The sequence below is a fragment of the Myxococcus stipitatus DSM 14675 genome (assembly GCF_000331735.1).
In the GTDB taxonomy this organism is placed as follows: domain Bacteria; phylum Myxococcota; class Myxococcia; order Myxococcales; family Myxococcaceae; genus Myxococcus; species Myxococcus stipitatus.
The window spans coordinates 6281546-6298043 of record NC_020126.1; the positions used below are offsets into that span (position 1 = coordinate 6281546).

Annotated in this window: 14 protein-coding genes, 1 tRNA gene and 1 pseudogene; 10 read left to right on the forward strand and 6 right to left on the reverse strand. The window is 68.1% G+C overall.

The annotated features are described in order from the left end of the window. The first annotated feature begins 62 nt into the window (after positions 1–62). From MYSTI_RS24310 to MYSTI_RS24320, 3 genes are all read left to right on the forward strand, one after another. Positions 63–1343, forward strand: a complete 1281-nt coding sequence (locus tag MYSTI_RS24310) for a tetratricopeptide repeat protein (RefSeq protein ID WP_144370139.1) — start codon at positions 63–65, stop codon at positions 1341–1343. Then, positions 1340–2413 carry a PAAR domain-containing protein gene (locus MYSTI_RS44215; RefSeq protein ID WP_015350450.1) on the forward strand — a complete coding sequence of 358 codons (1074 nt, stop codon included), beginning with the start codon at positions 1340–1342 and terminating at the stop codon, positions 2411–2413. The genes MYSTI_RS24310 and MYSTI_RS44215 overlap by 4 nt, the downstream gene beginning before the upstream one ends. A gap of 177 nt (positions 2414–2590) precedes the next feature. Further along, positions 2591–2664: transfer RNA gene (locus tag MYSTI_RS24320), tRNA-Ile, on the forward strand. A gap of 150 nt (positions 2665–2814) precedes the next feature. Here the strand turns inward: MYSTI_RS24320 and MYSTI_RS24325 are convergent. Continuing rightward, entirely contained in the window at positions 2815–4200 is a 1386-nt protein-coding gene (locus tag MYSTI_RS24325; RefSeq protein ID WP_015350451.1) for a hypothetical protein, read from the reverse strand. A gap of 172 nt (positions 4201–4372) precedes the next feature. After that, positions 4373–4948, reverse strand: a complete 576-nt coding sequence (locus MYSTI_RS24330) for a hypothetical protein (protein ID WP_015350452.1) — start codon at positions 4946–4948, stop codon at positions 4373–4375. Between the two features lie 180 nt (positions 4949–5128). Between MYSTI_RS24330 and MYSTI_RS24335 the strand changes: the two genes are divergently transcribed. Beyond that, entirely contained in the window at positions 5129–5386 is a 258-nt protein-coding gene (locus tag MYSTI_RS24335) for a ribbon-helix-helix domain-containing protein (RefSeq protein ID WP_015350453.1), read from the forward strand. A 98-nt stretch (positions 5387–5484) separates the two neighbouring features. Here MYSTI_RS24335 and MYSTI_RS24340 read toward each other — a convergent pair whose 3' ends face one another. Genes MYSTI_RS24340 through MYSTI_RS24350 form a run of 3 tightly spaced genes read right to left on the reverse strand, consistent with a single transcriptional unit; the run spans position 5485 to position 7504 of the window. Continuing rightward, positions 5485–6549: a lysylphosphatidylglycerol synthase transmembrane domain-containing protein gene (locus MYSTI_RS24340; RefSeq protein ID WP_015350454.1), complete on the reverse strand. Its 1065-nt coding sequence runs from the start codon at positions 6547–6549 to the stop codon at positions 5485–5487. A gap of 17 nt (positions 6550–6566) precedes the next feature. Then, positions 6567–7298, reverse strand: a complete 732-nt coding sequence (locus tag MYSTI_RS24345; RefSeq protein ID WP_015350455.1) for a tyrosine-protein phosphatase — start codon at positions 7296–7298, stop codon at positions 6567–6569. Further along, on the reverse strand, positions 7295–7504 hold the full coding sequence (locus tag MYSTI_RS24350; protein WP_015350456.1) for a DNA gyrase inhibitor YacG: 210 nt from the start codon (positions 7502–7504) through the stop codon (positions 7295–7297). Before MYSTI_RS24350 ends, MYSTI_RS24345 begins: the two co-directional genes overlap by 4 nt. Before the next feature lie 84 nt (positions 7505–7588). Between MYSTI_RS24350 and MYSTI_RS24355 the strand changes: the two genes are divergently transcribed. The 6 genes and pseudogenes from MYSTI_RS24355 (at position 7589) to MYSTI_RS24375 (ending at position 15709) form a co-directional block, all read left to right on the forward strand. Further along, positions 7589–8578 carry an NAD(P)H-quinone oxidoreductase gene (locus tag MYSTI_RS24355; RefSeq protein WP_015350457.1) on the forward strand — a complete coding sequence of 330 codons (990 nt, stop codon included), beginning with the start codon at positions 7589–7591 and terminating at the stop codon, positions 8576–8578. A 294-nt stretch (positions 8579–8872) separates the two neighbouring features. Continuing rightward, a complete protein-coding gene (locus MYSTI_RS24360; protein WP_015350458.1) occupies positions 8873–11710 on the forward strand; it encodes a serine/threonine-protein kinase in 2838 nt (945 codons plus the stop codon). Between the two features lie 7 nt (positions 11711–11717). Beyond that, positions 11718–12737 carry a peptidase associated/transthyretin-like domain-containing protein gene (locus MYSTI_RS24365; protein ID WP_015350459.1) on the forward strand — a complete coding sequence of 340 codons (1020 nt, stop codon included), beginning with the start codon at positions 11718–11720 and terminating at the stop codon, positions 12735–12737. An 88-nt stretch (positions 12738–12825) separates the two neighbouring features. After that, positions 12826–14082 (forward strand): annotated as a pseudogene (locus tag MYSTI_RS45745) (DUF4215 domain-containing protein); the annotation flags it as partial. 72 nt (positions 14083–14154) lie between these two features. Then, positions 14155–14625 carry a hypothetical protein gene (locus MYSTI_RS44805; RefSeq protein WP_233278420.1) on the forward strand — a complete coding sequence of 157 codons (471 nt, stop codon included), beginning with the start codon at positions 14155–14157 and terminating at the stop codon, positions 14623–14625. A gap of 46 nt (positions 14626–14671) precedes the next feature. Beyond that, positions 14672–15709 (forward strand): agmatinase family protein, encoded by a 1038-nt coding sequence (locus tag MYSTI_RS24375; RefSeq protein ID WP_015350461.1) that lies wholly within the window; start codon positions 14672–14674, stop codon positions 15707–15709. 3 nt (positions 15710–15712) lie between these two features. Here the strand turns inward: MYSTI_RS24375 and MYSTI_RS45365 are convergent, their stop codons facing one another. Next, a complete protein-coding gene (locus tag MYSTI_RS45365; protein ID WP_015350462.1) occupies positions 15713–16348 on the reverse strand; it encodes a response regulator in 636 nt (211 codons plus the stop codon). Between the last annotated feature and the right edge of the window lie 150 nt (positions 16349–16498).

Sequence of the window (16498 nt, forward strand, 5' to 3'; positions counted from 1 at the left end):
TTTCATATCGCATCAGTCTCGTGGACAGGAAGATGGCTCATCTCAAATGAACGGCTCGCCGGATGTCACACAGACCGGTTACACTCATCAACGACATGCGGCGCAAGCTCCAGGAACTGCAGGACACGCTCAGCGGCTTTGTCGACCAGCGCGACCACTTGCTGCTCGTGGTGGGCAGCACCGAAGGGGAAGCCGCGTGGGTCCTCAAAACGCTCCAGGGGCTCGATCAAGAGACCCCGTCGGACCTCTTCCTCCTCTTCGCACACGACGCCCAGAACGCGGCGCAGTACGTCACCGCCCTGGTGGCCAACCTGGAAGCACAGCTTGAGGGGGTCAACCTGGCGCGACAGGAGAAAGGCGAGGAGCGCTGGCCTCCCCTTCCCAGCGGTTGCCAGGACATGCGCCAGGCGCCCGCCGCGCGCCTGCGCGCCGCCATCGAACACATGCGCGGGTTGATTCCCTCGGACGGAGATCACCGCCTCGTCTGGGTGATGATGCCGCTGAAGATTGAAGACCGGGTGAGTTACTCACAACTGGTGGGCCAGTTGCTGCCCCACGATGGATTCCAGCCATGGATGCGCTCGCTGCGCATCGTCGTGCGGGATGACCGGCAGGCCCCGTTCCTCGTCCCCGCACTGCGCAAGCTCGGGGTGACGGGCGCGCTCGTCTACGAGCCGGACCTCAGCACCGCGGCGCTGACGGACAGCCTGGCTCAGGAGGCGGTGGACCCCGCAACGCCCGTGCCCGAGCGGATGCAGGCCCTGCTGCAATTGGCCGCGCTGGATTATTCGTACAAGCGCTACCCGGCGGCGGCGGAGAAGTATGCCTTGCTGCATGCGTACTACGCCGAGCAAGGCCAGAAGGAATTGCAAGCGCTCTGCTTGCAAGGCGCGGGGGATGTGTTGCGAGCGGTGGGGAAGTTCGAGCAGGCCAAGGAGCGCTACCAGCAAGGCCTGGCCGTGGCAGTGAACACCCTGGCCCTGCCCATCCTCATCAACCTCTCCATGGCGGCTGGGGATGTGAGCCTGGAGCTGAAACAGTACGCCGACGCGGAAGGATATTTCGACATCACGGACCGCGTCGCGACCAAAGCCCTCAATCCCTTTCCCAAAGCAGATGCGATGGAGAAGATTGGCGTCTCGCGCCATCTGCGCAAGGACGTGGGCAAGGCCGTGGTGGCGTGGAAGGACGCGGCGACGTTCTGTCGAGCCGTGGAGTACACCGTGCGGTTGCGATCAGTGCTGCAGCGCCTGGAGAATGCCTACGGCGCGGCCAGGATGGTGGCGGAGCAGCAGGCGTGCAAGAAGGAACTGCAGGAACTGCCTCGGGAGACCCTCGCGTGACCTCGACGCTCACCCTCTCTTCCACCTCGGCCCATGGCGCGCGTCAGGCGGACAGGCCGCCCGCGCCCGTCCCTCCCCTCATCCAGCCGACGGGTGAGAACGTCGCGGTCGACTCGTTCGCCAGCATCGTCAACCGGACGACGGACCCCTTCCGCCAGGCGCCTCCCGCGCACCAGGGCACGGTGGGCGCCGTCAACCAGGTGCTGGGTGGGGTGCTAGGGGTCATCAACGCGCCGGTGGAACTGCTCAACACCGGGTTCGCCCTGGCGACAGCTCCGCTCGCCGCGCTCTTCCCCGCGCTGCCGGCCGCCACCCTGACCGCGCTTCATGTCGGGCTTCCGCACCCGCATGCCCATCCGCCCAGCCTCATCGTTCCCGCGCCGCCCATCCCTCTCCCCAGCCTGGGCGCGGTGATGCTCAGCGGCTGCATGTCCGTGCTCATCAACGGACTGCCCGCGGCTCGGGCGGGTGACGTGGGGCTGGCGGTGACGTGCGGCAGCTTCATGCCCCCGCTCGAGGTCTTCACGGGCTCCAGCAAGGTCTTCATCGGCGGCTCCCGGGCCGCGCGCATGGGGGACATCACCAAGCACTGCACCCCTTCGACGGGCGGCGGGGCCCTGACGAAGATGCAGAAGGTGATGGCCGTGGCGAGCAAGGTGATGGCCGGCGCCGGCATGGTGTCGGGGGCGCTCAGTGTGGCGACGGCGGCGATGGACTCGGCGAACTCGAGCGCCGAGGCAGCGGCGGCGGCCGCCGCGGATGACGCCAATGCCGCGGCGGCCAGTGCGTCCGCCGCCGCGGGTCAGGCGATAGGTGCCGGCGTGGCCGCGGCGCAGCTCGCCGCCGATGCCGCCGCCATGGTCATGTCCATGATGGTGGGCAAGGACCCAGGCCTCGTCCCGGACTTCGGCGCCATCGTCGTGGGCCATCCGAACGTGCTCATCGGCGGCTTCCCGATGCCGTCCTGGAGCGATGTGGCGGAGGGCATGAAGAAGCTCGTGGCCGGCCTGCGCCGAGGCGTCCGAGGCGGCCGCCGACAGGGCCGGCTCTTCTGTGCGAGCTGCATGTAGAGGCCCCCGCCGCTTCACCTGGAGTACGCCCCGACCCGAGACATCCGCTCGCGGGCCGTCCCCCGCGAGACAGGGCACCCGGGCCGTCCTCCCCCCAACACCGGGCTGGTACGACGACTTGGTACCGAAGTCCTTGCGGCGGCGCGTCGCACCCGGTATAGGGGGCCGGTACTTCACGGCCAGGTAGCTCACCTGGTTAGAGCGGCGGTCTCATAATCCGCAGGTAGTCAGTTCAAGTCTGACCCTGGCCACTGCCCCGGAGTCACTCTCCCGAGTGATTCCGGGGTTTTTATTTTCAGGCCCCTGCATCCACCCGCCCAAGCAAGCGGGAAGGCCCCGCCCCGCTCCGGCGCACCCAGGCGGGAAGCCGGACTCGCTCCCCACCCGAGCCCCGCGTCACCTCACGAGTCGTAACCCGTGTACCCCTGGAGCACGATGACCGTGCGGCTCGCCGGGTAGTACAGCACCGCGAACCGGTTGAACTCGTGGCAGTTGTGGCATGGCACTTCACTCGTGGCGAACCACGCCTGGACCTCGCCCCCACCCGCGTAGGCGTCAATGGCCGTCAGCAGCGCCGCGCCATCCCCGTAGCCGCTGTCACTCAGGAACACGCTCTGCGCCAGCCCCGCCCGGTTCGTGACCGTCCCGTCCCCGAATCCCGGCATGTCCCTGTACTCGGCGGACCACTGGAGCTGCTCGAAGACCCCCTGCAGCGTCGGCGGCGACTGCGGGCACTGCGGCGTCGAGTACGCCTCGATGGGCTTCAGCCCGTACCACACGCCCCCGTTGGACCCGACGTTCCACGCCAACCGCGCCGGCTCCAGCGAGGTCGCATCACGCGGCTCCAGCGAGAGGGCCTGCGGCGCCGTCTCCGCGCAGACGTCATTCACATACCAGCACCGCTGCACCTGCCGGAACGTGCCGCACGCCGCGTAGTCCGTCGTGCCCTGCGGCTGCGCATGGATGCAGTTGTACACGGGCAGCTGGCACTCCGGCGTCGGCCAGACCTCGTAGGCATCCCCGGTGGTCAGCGCCAGGCTCGTCACCCTCGGCACCAGCCGCGCCGTCTTCTGCGCCGTCACCCCACCCGCCAGGCTCGCCGTGAAGGTCAGCGGCACCGTGTGCGGATCCATCGCGTCGTGCACCGTCCCGTAGGACCAGTCCAACCGGTACGAATTCGCCCCCGAGGCCGCCACCGTCGGCACCCCGTCCGCCGCCGTCACCGCGAGCGACTGGAGCGGCCCATCCACCTTCCCCCGGTAGACGACGTTGTTCCCCCCATTCCGCACGAAGTACGGGTCCACCTTCTCATCGACCCACATCCCCTCGGAGCCACGGAAGTCGAAGAACCGGGGGAACACCTCAATCTTCGCCGTGTAGGAGGTCGGCGTGCCCGTGAACGTACTCACCCCGACGAAGAGCGGCAGCCCCGACAACACCGCGTTGAGCTCGTTCTCCACGTCCAGCGCAATCTCGAACCGGCGCTCGCTGATGATGTTCGCCTCACCGTAGATGTCATCCGGGATGAAGCTGAAGACATCCTGGAGATAGCGATTGGCCGTCGCCCGGAGAATCAGGACGCGCCTGCCATTGCGCGTCTCGAACGTCCCCATCGTCTCGAAGCTCAGCTCCAGTGACGCTTCCGTCGCATAGATGCGCGTCGCCGTCGCCGCCGCCTCGGAGACTCCCGTCGCCGGCTGCTCGGCCACGGGCTCCGGCTGCGTCTCCCCACAGCCCGCGACACCCCAAGCCACACACAACGCCATCAATCCATTGCGAAGACTCATCCGTCCGCTCCAGGTGGGCTACTCCAGGACAATCACAATAACGTGACCACCTGACAAACGAGCGTACCAATCCCGTCACACCGCGAACGCCGAGCCACCCCACCTGATACATGTAATACAAACGGCGCCGGCCCCCAGACAGGGACCGGCGCCGCGCTCACATCGGAATCACTCAGGAATCGTAGCCGGTGTAGCCCTGCAGCACGACGACCTTCCGGGTCGCCGGGTAGTACAGCACGGCGTACTCCTGGAACTCGTGGCAGTTGTGGCAAGGCACTTCCTGGTTCGCAATCCAGGCCTGGACCTCTCCACCGCCCGTGAACGAGTCAATGGCCGCCAGCACCGCAAGGCCGTTGCCGTAGTAGTTCGAGGACAGGAAGACACTCTGCGACAGACCCGCCCGGTTGGTGACCGTCCCGTCCGCGAAGGACGGAATGCCCTGGTGCAGCCACGACAGCTCGTCCACCACGGCCTGCATCGTCACGGGCGTCGCCGGGCACTGCGGCGTGGTGTAGGCGGCGATGGTGTCCATGTAGTGCCAGGCGCCCCAGTTCGAGCCCTGGTTCCACGTCAGCCGGGTCGGCTCCAGGGACGAGGCGTTGATGGCCGTCAGCGAGAACGCCGTCGGCTGACACGACTGCGCGACGACGGAGCTGGTCGCCACGGACAGGGGGGCACGAACCCCATCCGCGAAGGCAGAGGACGCAAGAACAGCGACAGCGGAAACAATCAATCCACGAAAGTTCATCAGTCGGCTCCACGTGAGAAGGGCGCGCAATAGCACACCAATCTTAGAAAACAGATAACAAAGGGGTCAGACATGCCCCTTGGCGCCCCGGGCCGATTTGTTGACGAGCCCCCGGACCGCCCTCCTAATGCCCCGGACAGGTCGGTAGCGGCCTGTAGCGCCACGCAGGAGGAACCCCCGATGCAAGATGGAAACCCCAGCTCCCTGAGTCCCGAGCTTGCCCCTTCCCCGGCGGCCGCCGAGGTGTCCGTCGACGCACGTGGGCCCGACGCCGACATCGTCTCCACGCACGTGCTGGTGCCGGAGGAGCAGGTCCAGAAGCTGCGCGAGCTGGCGCGGCGCACCCGCATCCACCAGAGCGAGTACCTGCGCGAGGCGGTGGATGACCTCCTCGGCAAGTACGGACGCGGCGCGGCCAAGGAAGAAGGCCAGTCGTGAGGTGGCCCGCGCGGAGGCGGAAGAGCGTCGAGCGCCCTTCCTCCATCCGCGAGGCCATCATCCGCTGGCTGGAGCAGGAGCTGTAGCCCCCGGGGGGACTAAGCCGTGGGCGCCGGAGCTTCGCCTTCCTTCTCCAGCTTGCCCGCGATGTCCTTGAAGGACATGTGTCCCAGCGACATCATGATGAGCCCGAAGCCGACCGTCTGCGCGGTCTGCGCGAGCCACAGCACGTTCGCGTAGGCCAGACCGCCGGCATTCACCACGGTCGCCGGCAGGAAGAGGCTCAACCCCACCTTGCAGGCCGCCTGGAACGTCCCCACCATGCCCGGCGCCGCGGGAATCATCACTCCCACGACGAGCACGCAGAGCACCACGTAGGCCTGGAAGAGCGTCAGCTCCATCGGCTGACAGGTGCTCCCCGCCGCCGCGCCCGTGCAGTCGAAGGCCTGGGCCAGGAGCATCATCCCCAGGCCGTTCACCCCCCAGTACAGCACGGTGAAGAGGAAGAAGAGCGCCACCTGCCGGGCGTCCGGGAGCTGCCGCATGGCGCCCACGAAGGTGTCCACGACGTCCGCCACCTTGTCCGCGAGCCCCGGCGCGAAGCGTCCCACCGTCGAGCGGACCAGGCGCACCGTGCGCTCCTGCTGCCACAGCCCGAAGAGCAGGAAGAGCAGCCCGCCGCCGAACACGGCGAACATCAGCCACGAGCCCAGCTTGACGTAGCGGACCTCGGGCGTCTCGTTGGGGACGAAGAAGAGCAGCACCCGCATCGACGCGGCGACGAAGAGGCCGTCGACGATGCGCTCCAGCACCACGGACGTCATCGCCGCGCTGCGACGGATGGAGCTGCGCTGGGCGATGAGGAACGGCCGCGCGAACTCCCCCAGCCGGAACGGCAGCACCAGCAACATCATGAAGCCGATGGCGGAGGCCTCGTTCAGCTTGCGGAAGGGAATCTTCTCCAGCCCCGACAACAGGCTGCCCCAGCGCAAGGTGCGGAACACGTGGATGGCCACGAGGCACAGGAAGTACGGCAACAACCAGAGGTAGTTGGCCGACTTCATGCTGGCCAACTGCGTCCCCCAGTCGGTGTCCCGGAAGGCCCACCAGAGGAAGAGAAGAGTGACCAGTATGCTGGCCGAGAGCTTGACTGCGCGTTTCACGGCGGCCGGGTATACCGTCAGTCCTGGTCGGACTCCAGCGACTCGCCGCTCAGCAGGCGGGAAGGATTGTCCCGAAGGAGGCGGACGTACGTCTCCTCCCCCACCCTCCCCCTGAGCTCGTCCAGGGAGCGGCGCACCCAGTCCCGGGCCCCCACCGGGCCGTGCAGGTCCGTGGCGGCCACCGCGTAGAGCCCCTCCTCCAGGAAGGCCCGGGCCAGCTTCTTGGCCGTGGGCCCATAGCGCCCGATGAGCGCCCCCACGTCGAGCTGCAGGTGGGCGCCCGTGCGGACGGCCTCGGCGGCGCGGCCCTTGCGCTCGAACTCCACGCAGCGCTCCGGGTGGGCGATGAGCGGCACCACGCCCTTCGTGCGGATGCGGAACAGGATGTCCGGAAGCGCGGGCACGGGCGCCGTGTAGGGCAGCTCCACCAGCGCGACCCGGCCCGCCCCCAGCATGCGCGCCGCGGGCGTCCCCAGGCCTCGCAGGAACGTGTCATCCAGCACGTTCTCCGCGTTGCGCCCCAAGGTCAGCGGGATTCGCTCCCGGGCCAGCGCTGCCCGGAGCTCCTCGAGCCGCGCCTCCACCACCTCCACGGCGGCGTACTCCGGCCGGGCATGGGGACTGGGCGCGATGGTGGAGAAGCCCAGGTCGACCAGGGCACGCGCCATCTCCAGCGCATCCTCGAGGGTGCGCGCGCCATCATCCACGGCGGGCAGCAGGTGGCAGTGCAGGTCGATGAAGCCGCTCACGCGTCCTCGCGCTGGCGGTCGGGGTGGCTGCCAGCGGGCAGCTCATCCTCCGTCTCGGCGGCCTGGCGGTCAGGCATCCGATACTCCTCTCCCAGCCACCGCCCCAGGTCCACCGCGCGGCAGCGGCGGGAGCAGAACGGGAAGGAGGAGTTCTCCGAGCGCGCGGGCGCTGGCTTCTTGCAGATGGGGCAGTGGGCGACACTCATGATGGGCTGCGCATTAGATAAGCCTTGACGCTCTCGCGGGCCAGGACGTTTCGTGCCCGCGCGTCCAAGAGAGAGGTCGCCGCCATGAAGGTCATCCGAATCACCGAGCCCGGCGGTCCCGAGGTCCTCGAGGAGGCCGACCGCCCCGAGCCCATGGCCGGCCCTGGTGAGCTGAAGGTGCGCGTGCGCGCCTCCGCCCTCAATCGCGCGGACCTGCTGCAGATTCGCGGGCACTACCCCGCCCCACTCGACGCGCCCCCGGACATCCCCGGCCTGGAGTACGCGGGCGAGGTCGTGGCCGTCGGCCCCCGGACGCACCGCTTCAAGGTCGGCGACCGGGTGATGGGGCTCGTCGGCGGAGGGGCCTGGTCGGACGTGCTCGTCACGCACGAGCGCGAGGCGCTGCCCATCCCCGAGGGCATGGACTTCACCGACGCGGCGGCGCTCCCGGAGGTGTACCTCACCGCGTACGACGCGCTGGTGCTCCAGGGCGGCCTGAAGCCCGGCGAGACGGTGCTGGTGCACGCGGTGGCCAGCGGCGTGGGCTCGGCGGCGGCGCTCCTGTGCCAGGCCTCCGGGGCGCGGGTGGTGGGCACGGGGCGCAATGCGGCCAAGCTCGCGCGCGCCTCCGAATGGGGCGTGGCGCACACGGTGCTTTGTGAGTCCGCTCCTCCCCGGTTCGCGGACGCGGTGCGCGCGGCGACCGGGGGACGCGGCGCGGACCTGTGCCTGGACCTGGTGGGCGGTGACTATGTGCCGGAGTCGATGCTGGCACTGACGTCCCGTGGACGGATGGTCCTGGTGGGCCTGGTCGCCGGAGCACGCACCGAGGTGAACCTGGGACTGCTGCTGACGCGGCGCCTGAGCGTGACGGGCACCGTGCTGCGCAGCCGCCCCCTCGAAGAGAAGATGGCCCTCACCCAGAGCGCCGAGCGCCACCTGCTCCCCCTGTTCCGCTCGGGCGCGCTGCGCCCCGTCGTCGACGCCGTCCTCCCCAAGGCCGAGCTGCGTCAGGGATTGGAGCGGATGGCTCGCAATGACCTGGTGGGAAAGCTGGTCGTCCGCTGGGAGTAGAAGTACAGGCCGCGGGATGCGAGCGTTCTGTGTCCAACACAGACATGCCCTTGCGTTCACATAGGCAAGCAGCCTGTTCCGCTCAAGATTGGCAACGAAGGCTCTCTCTGGATAACCAGACCTCCCCTCAAGAGCCTTCACCGCTGGCGCCAGTCTCCGCGAACAGTGACGCAGTTGCGGCCACGTCCCTGTCGGCCAGCTCCATCCAGACTCGCTGAAACACGGCCCTTCCCCTTCGCGGAGGCTCTGGGCTGCTCGTGTTTGTCCGAGGCGCACGCCTCGACGAGAACGATCATGAAGCCAGAGCCCTCGTTGCCCGCCCGCAGTCCGATGTCCGTCAACGCGCCACCCGCTGGTGGCCTGGGAGCCACCCTGGGTCCCGGCGGACGCATCCAGCATTACGAGCTCATCCGTCCGCTCGGCAGCGGTGGCATGGGCACCGTCTTCCTCGCGCGAGACACGCGCCTGGGACGCCGCGTCGCCATCAAGGTGCTGCTCACGGAGGACGCGCAGTTCGCCCAGCGCTTCCTGCTCGAGGCCCGCACCACCGCGCGCTGCAACCACGAGAACATCGTCATCATCCACGAGGTGGGTGAGGTTCAGGGCAGTCCCTACATGGTGCTGGAGTACCTGCAGGGCCAGCCGCTCAACAAGGTCCTGAAGGCCAGCCCTCGGCTTCCGCCGCCGCGCGCCGTGGAGCTGATGAGCCCGGTCCTCCGCGCCCTCTCCTGCGCGCACGCGCACAAGATCGTCCACCGGGACCTCAAGCCCGAGAACATCATCGTGACGGACTCGGGCACCATCAAGGTGCTGGACTTCGGCATCGCCAAGGTCCTCCAGAGCGACGAACAGCGCGGAGAGCTGTCCCCGCGCTCGCTGCTGGAGGGGCTGCGCCTCCTGCCGTCCACGGGGGCGCAAGGGGACGCCACCCACCTCACGCGCCAGGGCGCGCTGATGGGCACGCTCGCGTACATGTCCCCGGAGCAGTGGGGCAACGGCATCCCCGTGGACCACCGCACGGACATCTGGGCGGTGGGCATCATCCTGTTCCGGATGCTCACGGGCCGCCACCCGCTGGAACCCCTGCGGGGTCCCCAGCTGATGGTCACCGCGGCGCTCGACGAGCCGATGCCGCTGATTCGCTCCGTGGTGCCGGATGTCCCCGTGGAGCTCGCGTCGGCCGTCGACCGGTGCTTGCTCAAGCACAAGGACCAGCGCTTCCCCGACGCGGTCGCCGTGCTGCGCGCGCTGGAGCCCTTCCTGCCGGGCCGCTACATGCCCGATGCGGGGCTGGATGAGAGTCCCTACGCGGGGCTCGGCTCGTTCCAGGAGTCCGACTCGGCCCGGTTCTTCGGGCGTGCGCGTGAGACGGCCGCGCTGGTCAACCGGCTGCAGGATCAACCGCTGGTGGCGGTCGTGGGCCCGTCGGGCGCGGGCAAGTCCTCGTTCGTTCGCGCGGGCGTGGTACCCGTGCTCAAGCGCTCCGGGGTGCCCTGGGAGTCGCTCATCATCCGCCCGGGGAGAGACCCGCTCGGGGCGCTCGCCACCATGGTGGCGCCGCTGGTCACCTCTTCGCCGACGCTCGAGGAGGACCTGCGCAAGCAGCAGCAGATCTCCGAGCACCTGCGCAAGCAGCCCGGCTACGTCGGCGCCGTCCTGCGGGCCCGGGCGCGTCGCGAGCGCCGGCGCATCGTGCTGTTCATCGACCAGTTCGAGGAGCTCTACACGCTGGTGCCGGATGTCCGGGAGCGGCGGGCCTTCACCGCGTGCCTCTCCGGCATCGCGGACGACGCCACGTCTCCGATTCGCGTCGTGCTCTCGGTGCGCTCCGACTTCCTGGACCGCGTGCAGGAGGATGAGCGCTTCATGTCGGAGCTCGCGCCGGGGCTCTTCTTCCTGACGACGCCGCAGAAGGAAGGGCTTCGCGATGCGCTGGTGCAGCCCGCGGAGATGGCGGGCTATCGCTTCGAGTCTCCCGCCATGGTCGACCAGATGATTCAACACCTGGAGACGACTCCGGGGGCGCTGCCGCTGCTCCAGTTCGCGGCGATGCGGCTGTGGGAGGCTCGGGACCCGTCGCGGCGGATGCTGACGGAGAGCGCCTATCAGCAGTTGGGGGGTATCGCCGGTGCGCTCGCGACGCACGCGGACAGTGTGCTGGCGGGGATGTCTCCGCAGGAGCGGGCGCTGGCTCGGGCCGCGTTCCTCCGGCTCGTCACCCCGGAGCGCACGCGCGCCATCGTGTCCCTGGAGGAGCTGCGGGAGCTGACTCGGGATGGGGACGAGCTCCAGCGCATCATCGACAGCCTCGTCCAGGCGCGGCTGCTGGTCATCCAGACGGGACAGGGCACCGCGGGCTCTTCGGTGGAGCTGGTTCACGAGTCCCTCATCTCGGGCTGGCCCACGCTCAAGCGGTGGCTCGACGAGGGGCAGGAGGACGCGGCGTTCCTGGAGCAACTGCGGAGTGCGGCTCGCCAGTGGCAGGGCAAGGCTCGCGACAGCGGGCTGCTGTGGCGCGGGGAGATGGCGGATGAGGCTCGCCGATTCCAGCGACGCTTCCGAGGTGAGCTTCCCGCGACGCAGAAGGCGTTCCTCGACGCGGTGTCCGCGCAGGCGACGCGGCTGGCGCGGCTCAAGAAGACGTTCATCCTGGGCGCGGTGGTGATGCTGACGCTGCTCTTCACGGCGGCCGCCGTGGCGCTGGTGTTCATCCGCGAGGCGAAGCAAGAGGCCGAACACCAGGCGGTCATCGCCCTGCGGGCCGAGGCCACCGCGCGCAACGCGGAGTTCCTGGCGCGTCGTTCGGCGGCGGAGGCCGAGGAGCGGCTCGCCGAGGTGCGCGCGAAAGAGGTGGACCGGCAGGAGGCGCAGCTCCGCGCGGAGGAAGCGAGTGCCGCGGTCGAGGCCGCCAACTCGACGCTGATGCTCAGGAACAACGAGCTCATCGACGCGCTGAAGCGAGCCCGATGGGCGCGGTTCCACGCCACCCAGGCCACGGTGCGCGCCGAGCAGAGTGCGCAGGTGGCTCGGCAGGCTCGGGCGCAGGCGGAGAAGTTGCTCCAGCGTGAGCAGGAACGCGCGCTGCGGCTCCAGTCCGCCCTGGGCAGCCCCTTCATCGAGAACCTGAAGTGAGGCGCACATGAGCACCATTCAGAGACAGGGTTCGCGGGTGCCCGTGCTGACCGCGGTGGTGGTCGCGCTGTGGGCCTGCGTGGCGTCAGCGCAGCGCGTGGATGCGCCGCTGGAGGTGGGCGGCAATCGGCCCTGGGCCGTGGGCGTGCCTCGGGCGCGGCAACAGAAGGCGCAGGCCTACTTCTACGAAGGCAACGAGCGGCTGCGTGAGTCGGTCTTCGTGGACGCGGCCCGGAGCTACAAGCGCGCGCTCGAGCAGTGGAACCACCCGGCGATCCACTACAACCTGGCGCTGACGCTGATGAACCTCGACCAGCCCATCGAGGTCTACAAACACTTGCAGCAGGCGATGAGCCACGGAGCCGAGCCGCTCGACAGCGGCCGGTATGAGCATGCGCGCGCGTACAAGGCGCTCCTCGAGAAGCAGCTGGCCTGGGTGGATGTCCGGTGTGACGAGCAGGGAGCCATCGTGACGCTGAACGGGCAGCCCCTGTTCACGGCGCCCGGCAGGTACCAAGGACTCATCCGGCCCGGGCTTCACAGCATCATCGCGTTCAAGGACGGATTCCTGCCCACGGAGAAGCGACAGCCGCTGATGCCGGGCGAGAAGACCGAGCTCAAGCTGGAGCTGTACACGGAAGACGATGTCATCCGATATCATCGAAGGTGGCCGGCCTGGGTTCCGTGGACGGTGCTGGGCTCGGGCCTGGCGGTCGCGGGCGGCAGCGGTGCCTTGCATTGGAAGGCCCGTGAATCCTTCCGCGACTTCGACGCACGACTCCGCCCCCATGGGGCACGGCTGACGGGTGAAATGACCTCGTTGCGGAGGAGGGGCAACACACTCCAGGTCGGCGCCATCACCGGATACTCCGTGGGTGGAGCGGCGGTGGTGACGGGGGCCGTCCTCCTCTATCTCAATCGCCAGCGGGCCTATCGCATCAATATCGAAGACAGTGCTCCCGCCGTGGTCGTCGCGCCCGCGGTCGGCACCTCATCCCACGGAATCGTGGGCATGGTTCGCTTCTAGGAGACGCGGCATGTATCGATCCCCTTCGAGTCCAAGTCCCCTGTTCCTGCTCTGCGTCCTTGCGGTCCTCCCTCTCCTGAGCGCCTGCATGGGCTCCGAGAGCACCACTTGTGCGTCCGGACTCGTGTGTCCCGGCGGACAGAAGTGCTCGCCCAGCGGCGACAAGTGCCTCCTCTCGACCTGTGGAAACGGCATTGCCGAGCCCTCGGAGGAGTGTGACGACGGCAACGACGTCAATGACGATGGCTGCACCATTGCTTGCGCCCTGGAGTCGTGCGGCGACGGGATGCTTCAGCCCCGGCTCAACGAGGTCTGCGACGACGGGAACACCATCGATGGCGACGGGTGCAGCAAGAACTGTCGCTCAGCCGAGGTGTGTGGCAACGGAATCACAGACACCGCGAAAGACGAGGTCTGTGACGACGGAAACAAGGTCGCTGGAGATGGATGCAGTGCGGACTGCCGCTCGACGGAGCGCTGTGGAAACGGCATTCCCGAGCCCTCGCTCGGCGAGGAATGCGACGACGGAAACCTGACGAACGGTGATGACTGCAGCACGAACTGCCGCTTCGAGGTCTGCGGCAATGGCGTCCTCGACAAGCGCAAGGGCGAGCGCTGTGACGACGGCAACGAGGAAGATGGGGACGGATGCAGCGCCAACTGCAAGTCCACCGAAACCTGCGGCAATGGCATCCTGGACACCAGCGCGGGCGAAGTCTGTGATGACGGAAGCCACGAGAACGGGGACGGATGCAGCGCGAATTGTCGCTCGGACGAGACGTGTGGAAACGGAGTACGCGATGAGGCTCGGCAGGAAGTCTGCGACGATGGCGATAGAGACGATGGGGATGGCTGTAGCGCGAACTGTGGGTCCACCGAAATCTGCGGCAATGGCATCAAGGACACCATCATGGGCGAAGTCTGTGATGATGGGAACAGGCGCGAAGGCGACGGATGCAGCTCCGACTGTCGAACGCTCGAGAAGTGCGGAGACAAAGTCCTTGATCGAGCCCGAGGTGAGGTCTGTGATGACGGCAATACCCAGAGCAATGACGGCTGTAGTGCGGACTGTCGTTCCGACGAGCGATGCGGAAACAGAATCATCGACGAGTCTGTCGGCGAGGTCTGTGACGACGGAAACACCCGAGGCAGGGATGGCTGCAGCTCGGACTGCCGCTCGACGGACGAATGTGGAAACCGCATCGTCGACTATGGAGAGGAATGCGACGACGGCAATAATGACAACACCGACAATTGCCTCGTGACCTGCATCCGCGCGGTCTGTGGAGACGGCATCGTCAACACCCACAGGACGCCCCCTGAAGCCTGCGATGACGGGAACACCAGCGGATGTGGTTCCTGCAACCACGACTGCACTCAGGACCAGCCCTTCGACAGGGCAAGAGGCTCCATCACGGTGGCGAACTCCATCGAGGATGGAGAGCTCGTCTCCGTCGGTGCGGGCATGACTCGCGTCTGGTTTGAGTTCGACACGAACAATGTCTCGCAACCCACCACGACCCGGGTCAGCCTCCAGGGGCTGGACGGAGGCACTCCTGAAATCGCCGCGCGACTCCTGACCCGGATTCGTGACGTGTCCGCGCAGAACGTGCCAGGACGACTGCCCGTCTTCGCGACCCAAGACCCTCCCAATGGGGGGACCATCGTGATTCAGGCCGAGGCACGTGGCGCCGCCGGCAATCAACTCATCCTCGAGTCCGTCGCCAACGAGGACTTCCAGGTGGAGAGCATGGACGGTGGCCACGGCCTCGACTGTCCCATCGGCATGGGCTGCACCGAGAATGAGGACTGCGCGCCGTTCCTTGCCATTCCGGGCCGCTGCCACATCCCCACCGGACAGCTCACAGGGCACTGCGTGGTCCCTTAGCAACAGACAGTTGCACCGTCCGCCCACCTCCGTATCCTCCGCCGCCATGGCCACCCACTTCGACCCCAGCGCCGCCGCACAGCCGGGTTCCGGCGTCTTCGGACTCCCCCACTCTCCCGACGAGGCGCACGTCGTCCTCATCCCCGTCCCCTTCGAGGCCACCACCAGCTACGGCGGCGGCACGTCCGACGGCCCCGCCGCGGTCCTCGACGCCAGCCGCCAGGTGGACCTCTTCGACGTCGAGACCGGCCGCCCCTACGAGCGCGGCATCGCCATGCTCCCCGAGTCCCAGGAGCTTCGCGACTGGAACACCCGCGCCAAGGAGCGCGCCCAGGTCGTCATCGACGCGGGCGGCATCCACTCCGGCGAGGCGGAGCTCCTCGCGGCCGCCAAGGACGTCAACGTCCTCTGCGACCAGATGAACGACTACGTCTACCGCACCGCCAAGCACTGGCTGGAGCAGGGCAAGCGCGTGGCCGCCGTCGGAGGAGACCACTCCATCTCCTTCGGCATCATCCGCGCCCACGCCGAGAAGTACCCCGGCCTCGGCGTGCTGCACCTGGATGCCCACGCCGACCTGCGCGTCGCCTACGAGGGCTTCACCTGGTCCCACGCCTCCATCATGTACAACGTCGCCGAGCGCATCCCCGGCGTGAAGACGCTGGTCCAGGTCGGCCTGCGCGACATGAGCCAGGAAGAGCACCGCTACATCGAGGACTCGAAGGGCCGCGTTCACGGCTTCTTCGACGCCACCCTCCAGAACAACCGCTTCGACGGCATCCCCTGGAACCGCCAGGTCGATGAAATCGTCGCCCTGCTGCCCCAGCACGTCTACCTGTCGTTCGACATCGACGGCCTGGACCCCGTCCTCTGCCCCCACACCGGCACGCCCGTCCCCGGCGGCCTGTCCTTCCCCGAGGCCATCGCCCTGCTGTCCGGCGTGGCCCGCTCCGGCCGCACCATCGTCGGCTTCGACCTGACGGAAGTCGCCCCGGACCCCGAGGGTGGGGAGTGGGACGGCAACGTGGGTGCCCGCCTGCTCTACAAGATGATTGGCTGGATGCTGAAGTCCCAGAAGGCCTGAGCCTCAGCTCACGCTTCCCTTCGTCAGCCGCAATCCGAACGGAGCCCCCCGAACCACCGGGGGCTCCACGGGCAGCGCCCCACCCTGCGGGCGCGCCAGCTCCGAGGCCACCCCGTCAAGGGACTCGAGCTGCGCCCGAAGCGCCTCCAACACCGAGCGGTCCACCGGGGCTCCCGCCTCCAACCGCCGCAGCTGTCGCCGCGCTTCCTCCAGCGGCCCCTGGAGCGCTCTCGCCGCCCACTGCCCCCACGGTGTCCCCGGGAGGTGCCCGGCCCCCTGGGCCGTCTTGGGCGCGTCGACCAGGGACTTGTGGATCAGCGCCTCGAAGTCCGTGATTTCAAAGGGCTTGTGCAGGAAGGCATCCGCCTCTGGCGCCCCCTGGGGCAGCACGGCGCTCAAGAGGATGACGGGCACGCCCTTGAGCTCCGCGTCGCGCTTGAGGCGGCGGCACAGCTCCACCCCGCTCAGCCGAGGCATCATGTGGTCCGTCACCACGAGGTGGGGCCGACACGCCCGAGCCATGGCCAAGGCCTCCTCCCCATCCCGCGCCTTCACCACTTCGTGGCCCAGGTCCTCCACCACATGGCTGAGGACTTCCAGCACCGCGGGCTCATCATCCGCGACCAGGACAAGACTCATGCTTCCGCTCCTCCGCTCCGACGCGGCCCCCAAGCCACGCCGCCAGGACTTCGGCCTGCCCCTGGGATGCCGCCAAACTTCAGGGACCCGCCACCTCCCGGTGATGCAATCGTTCACGGACGTGAAGAGTGATCTATGAAAGGCAACGCA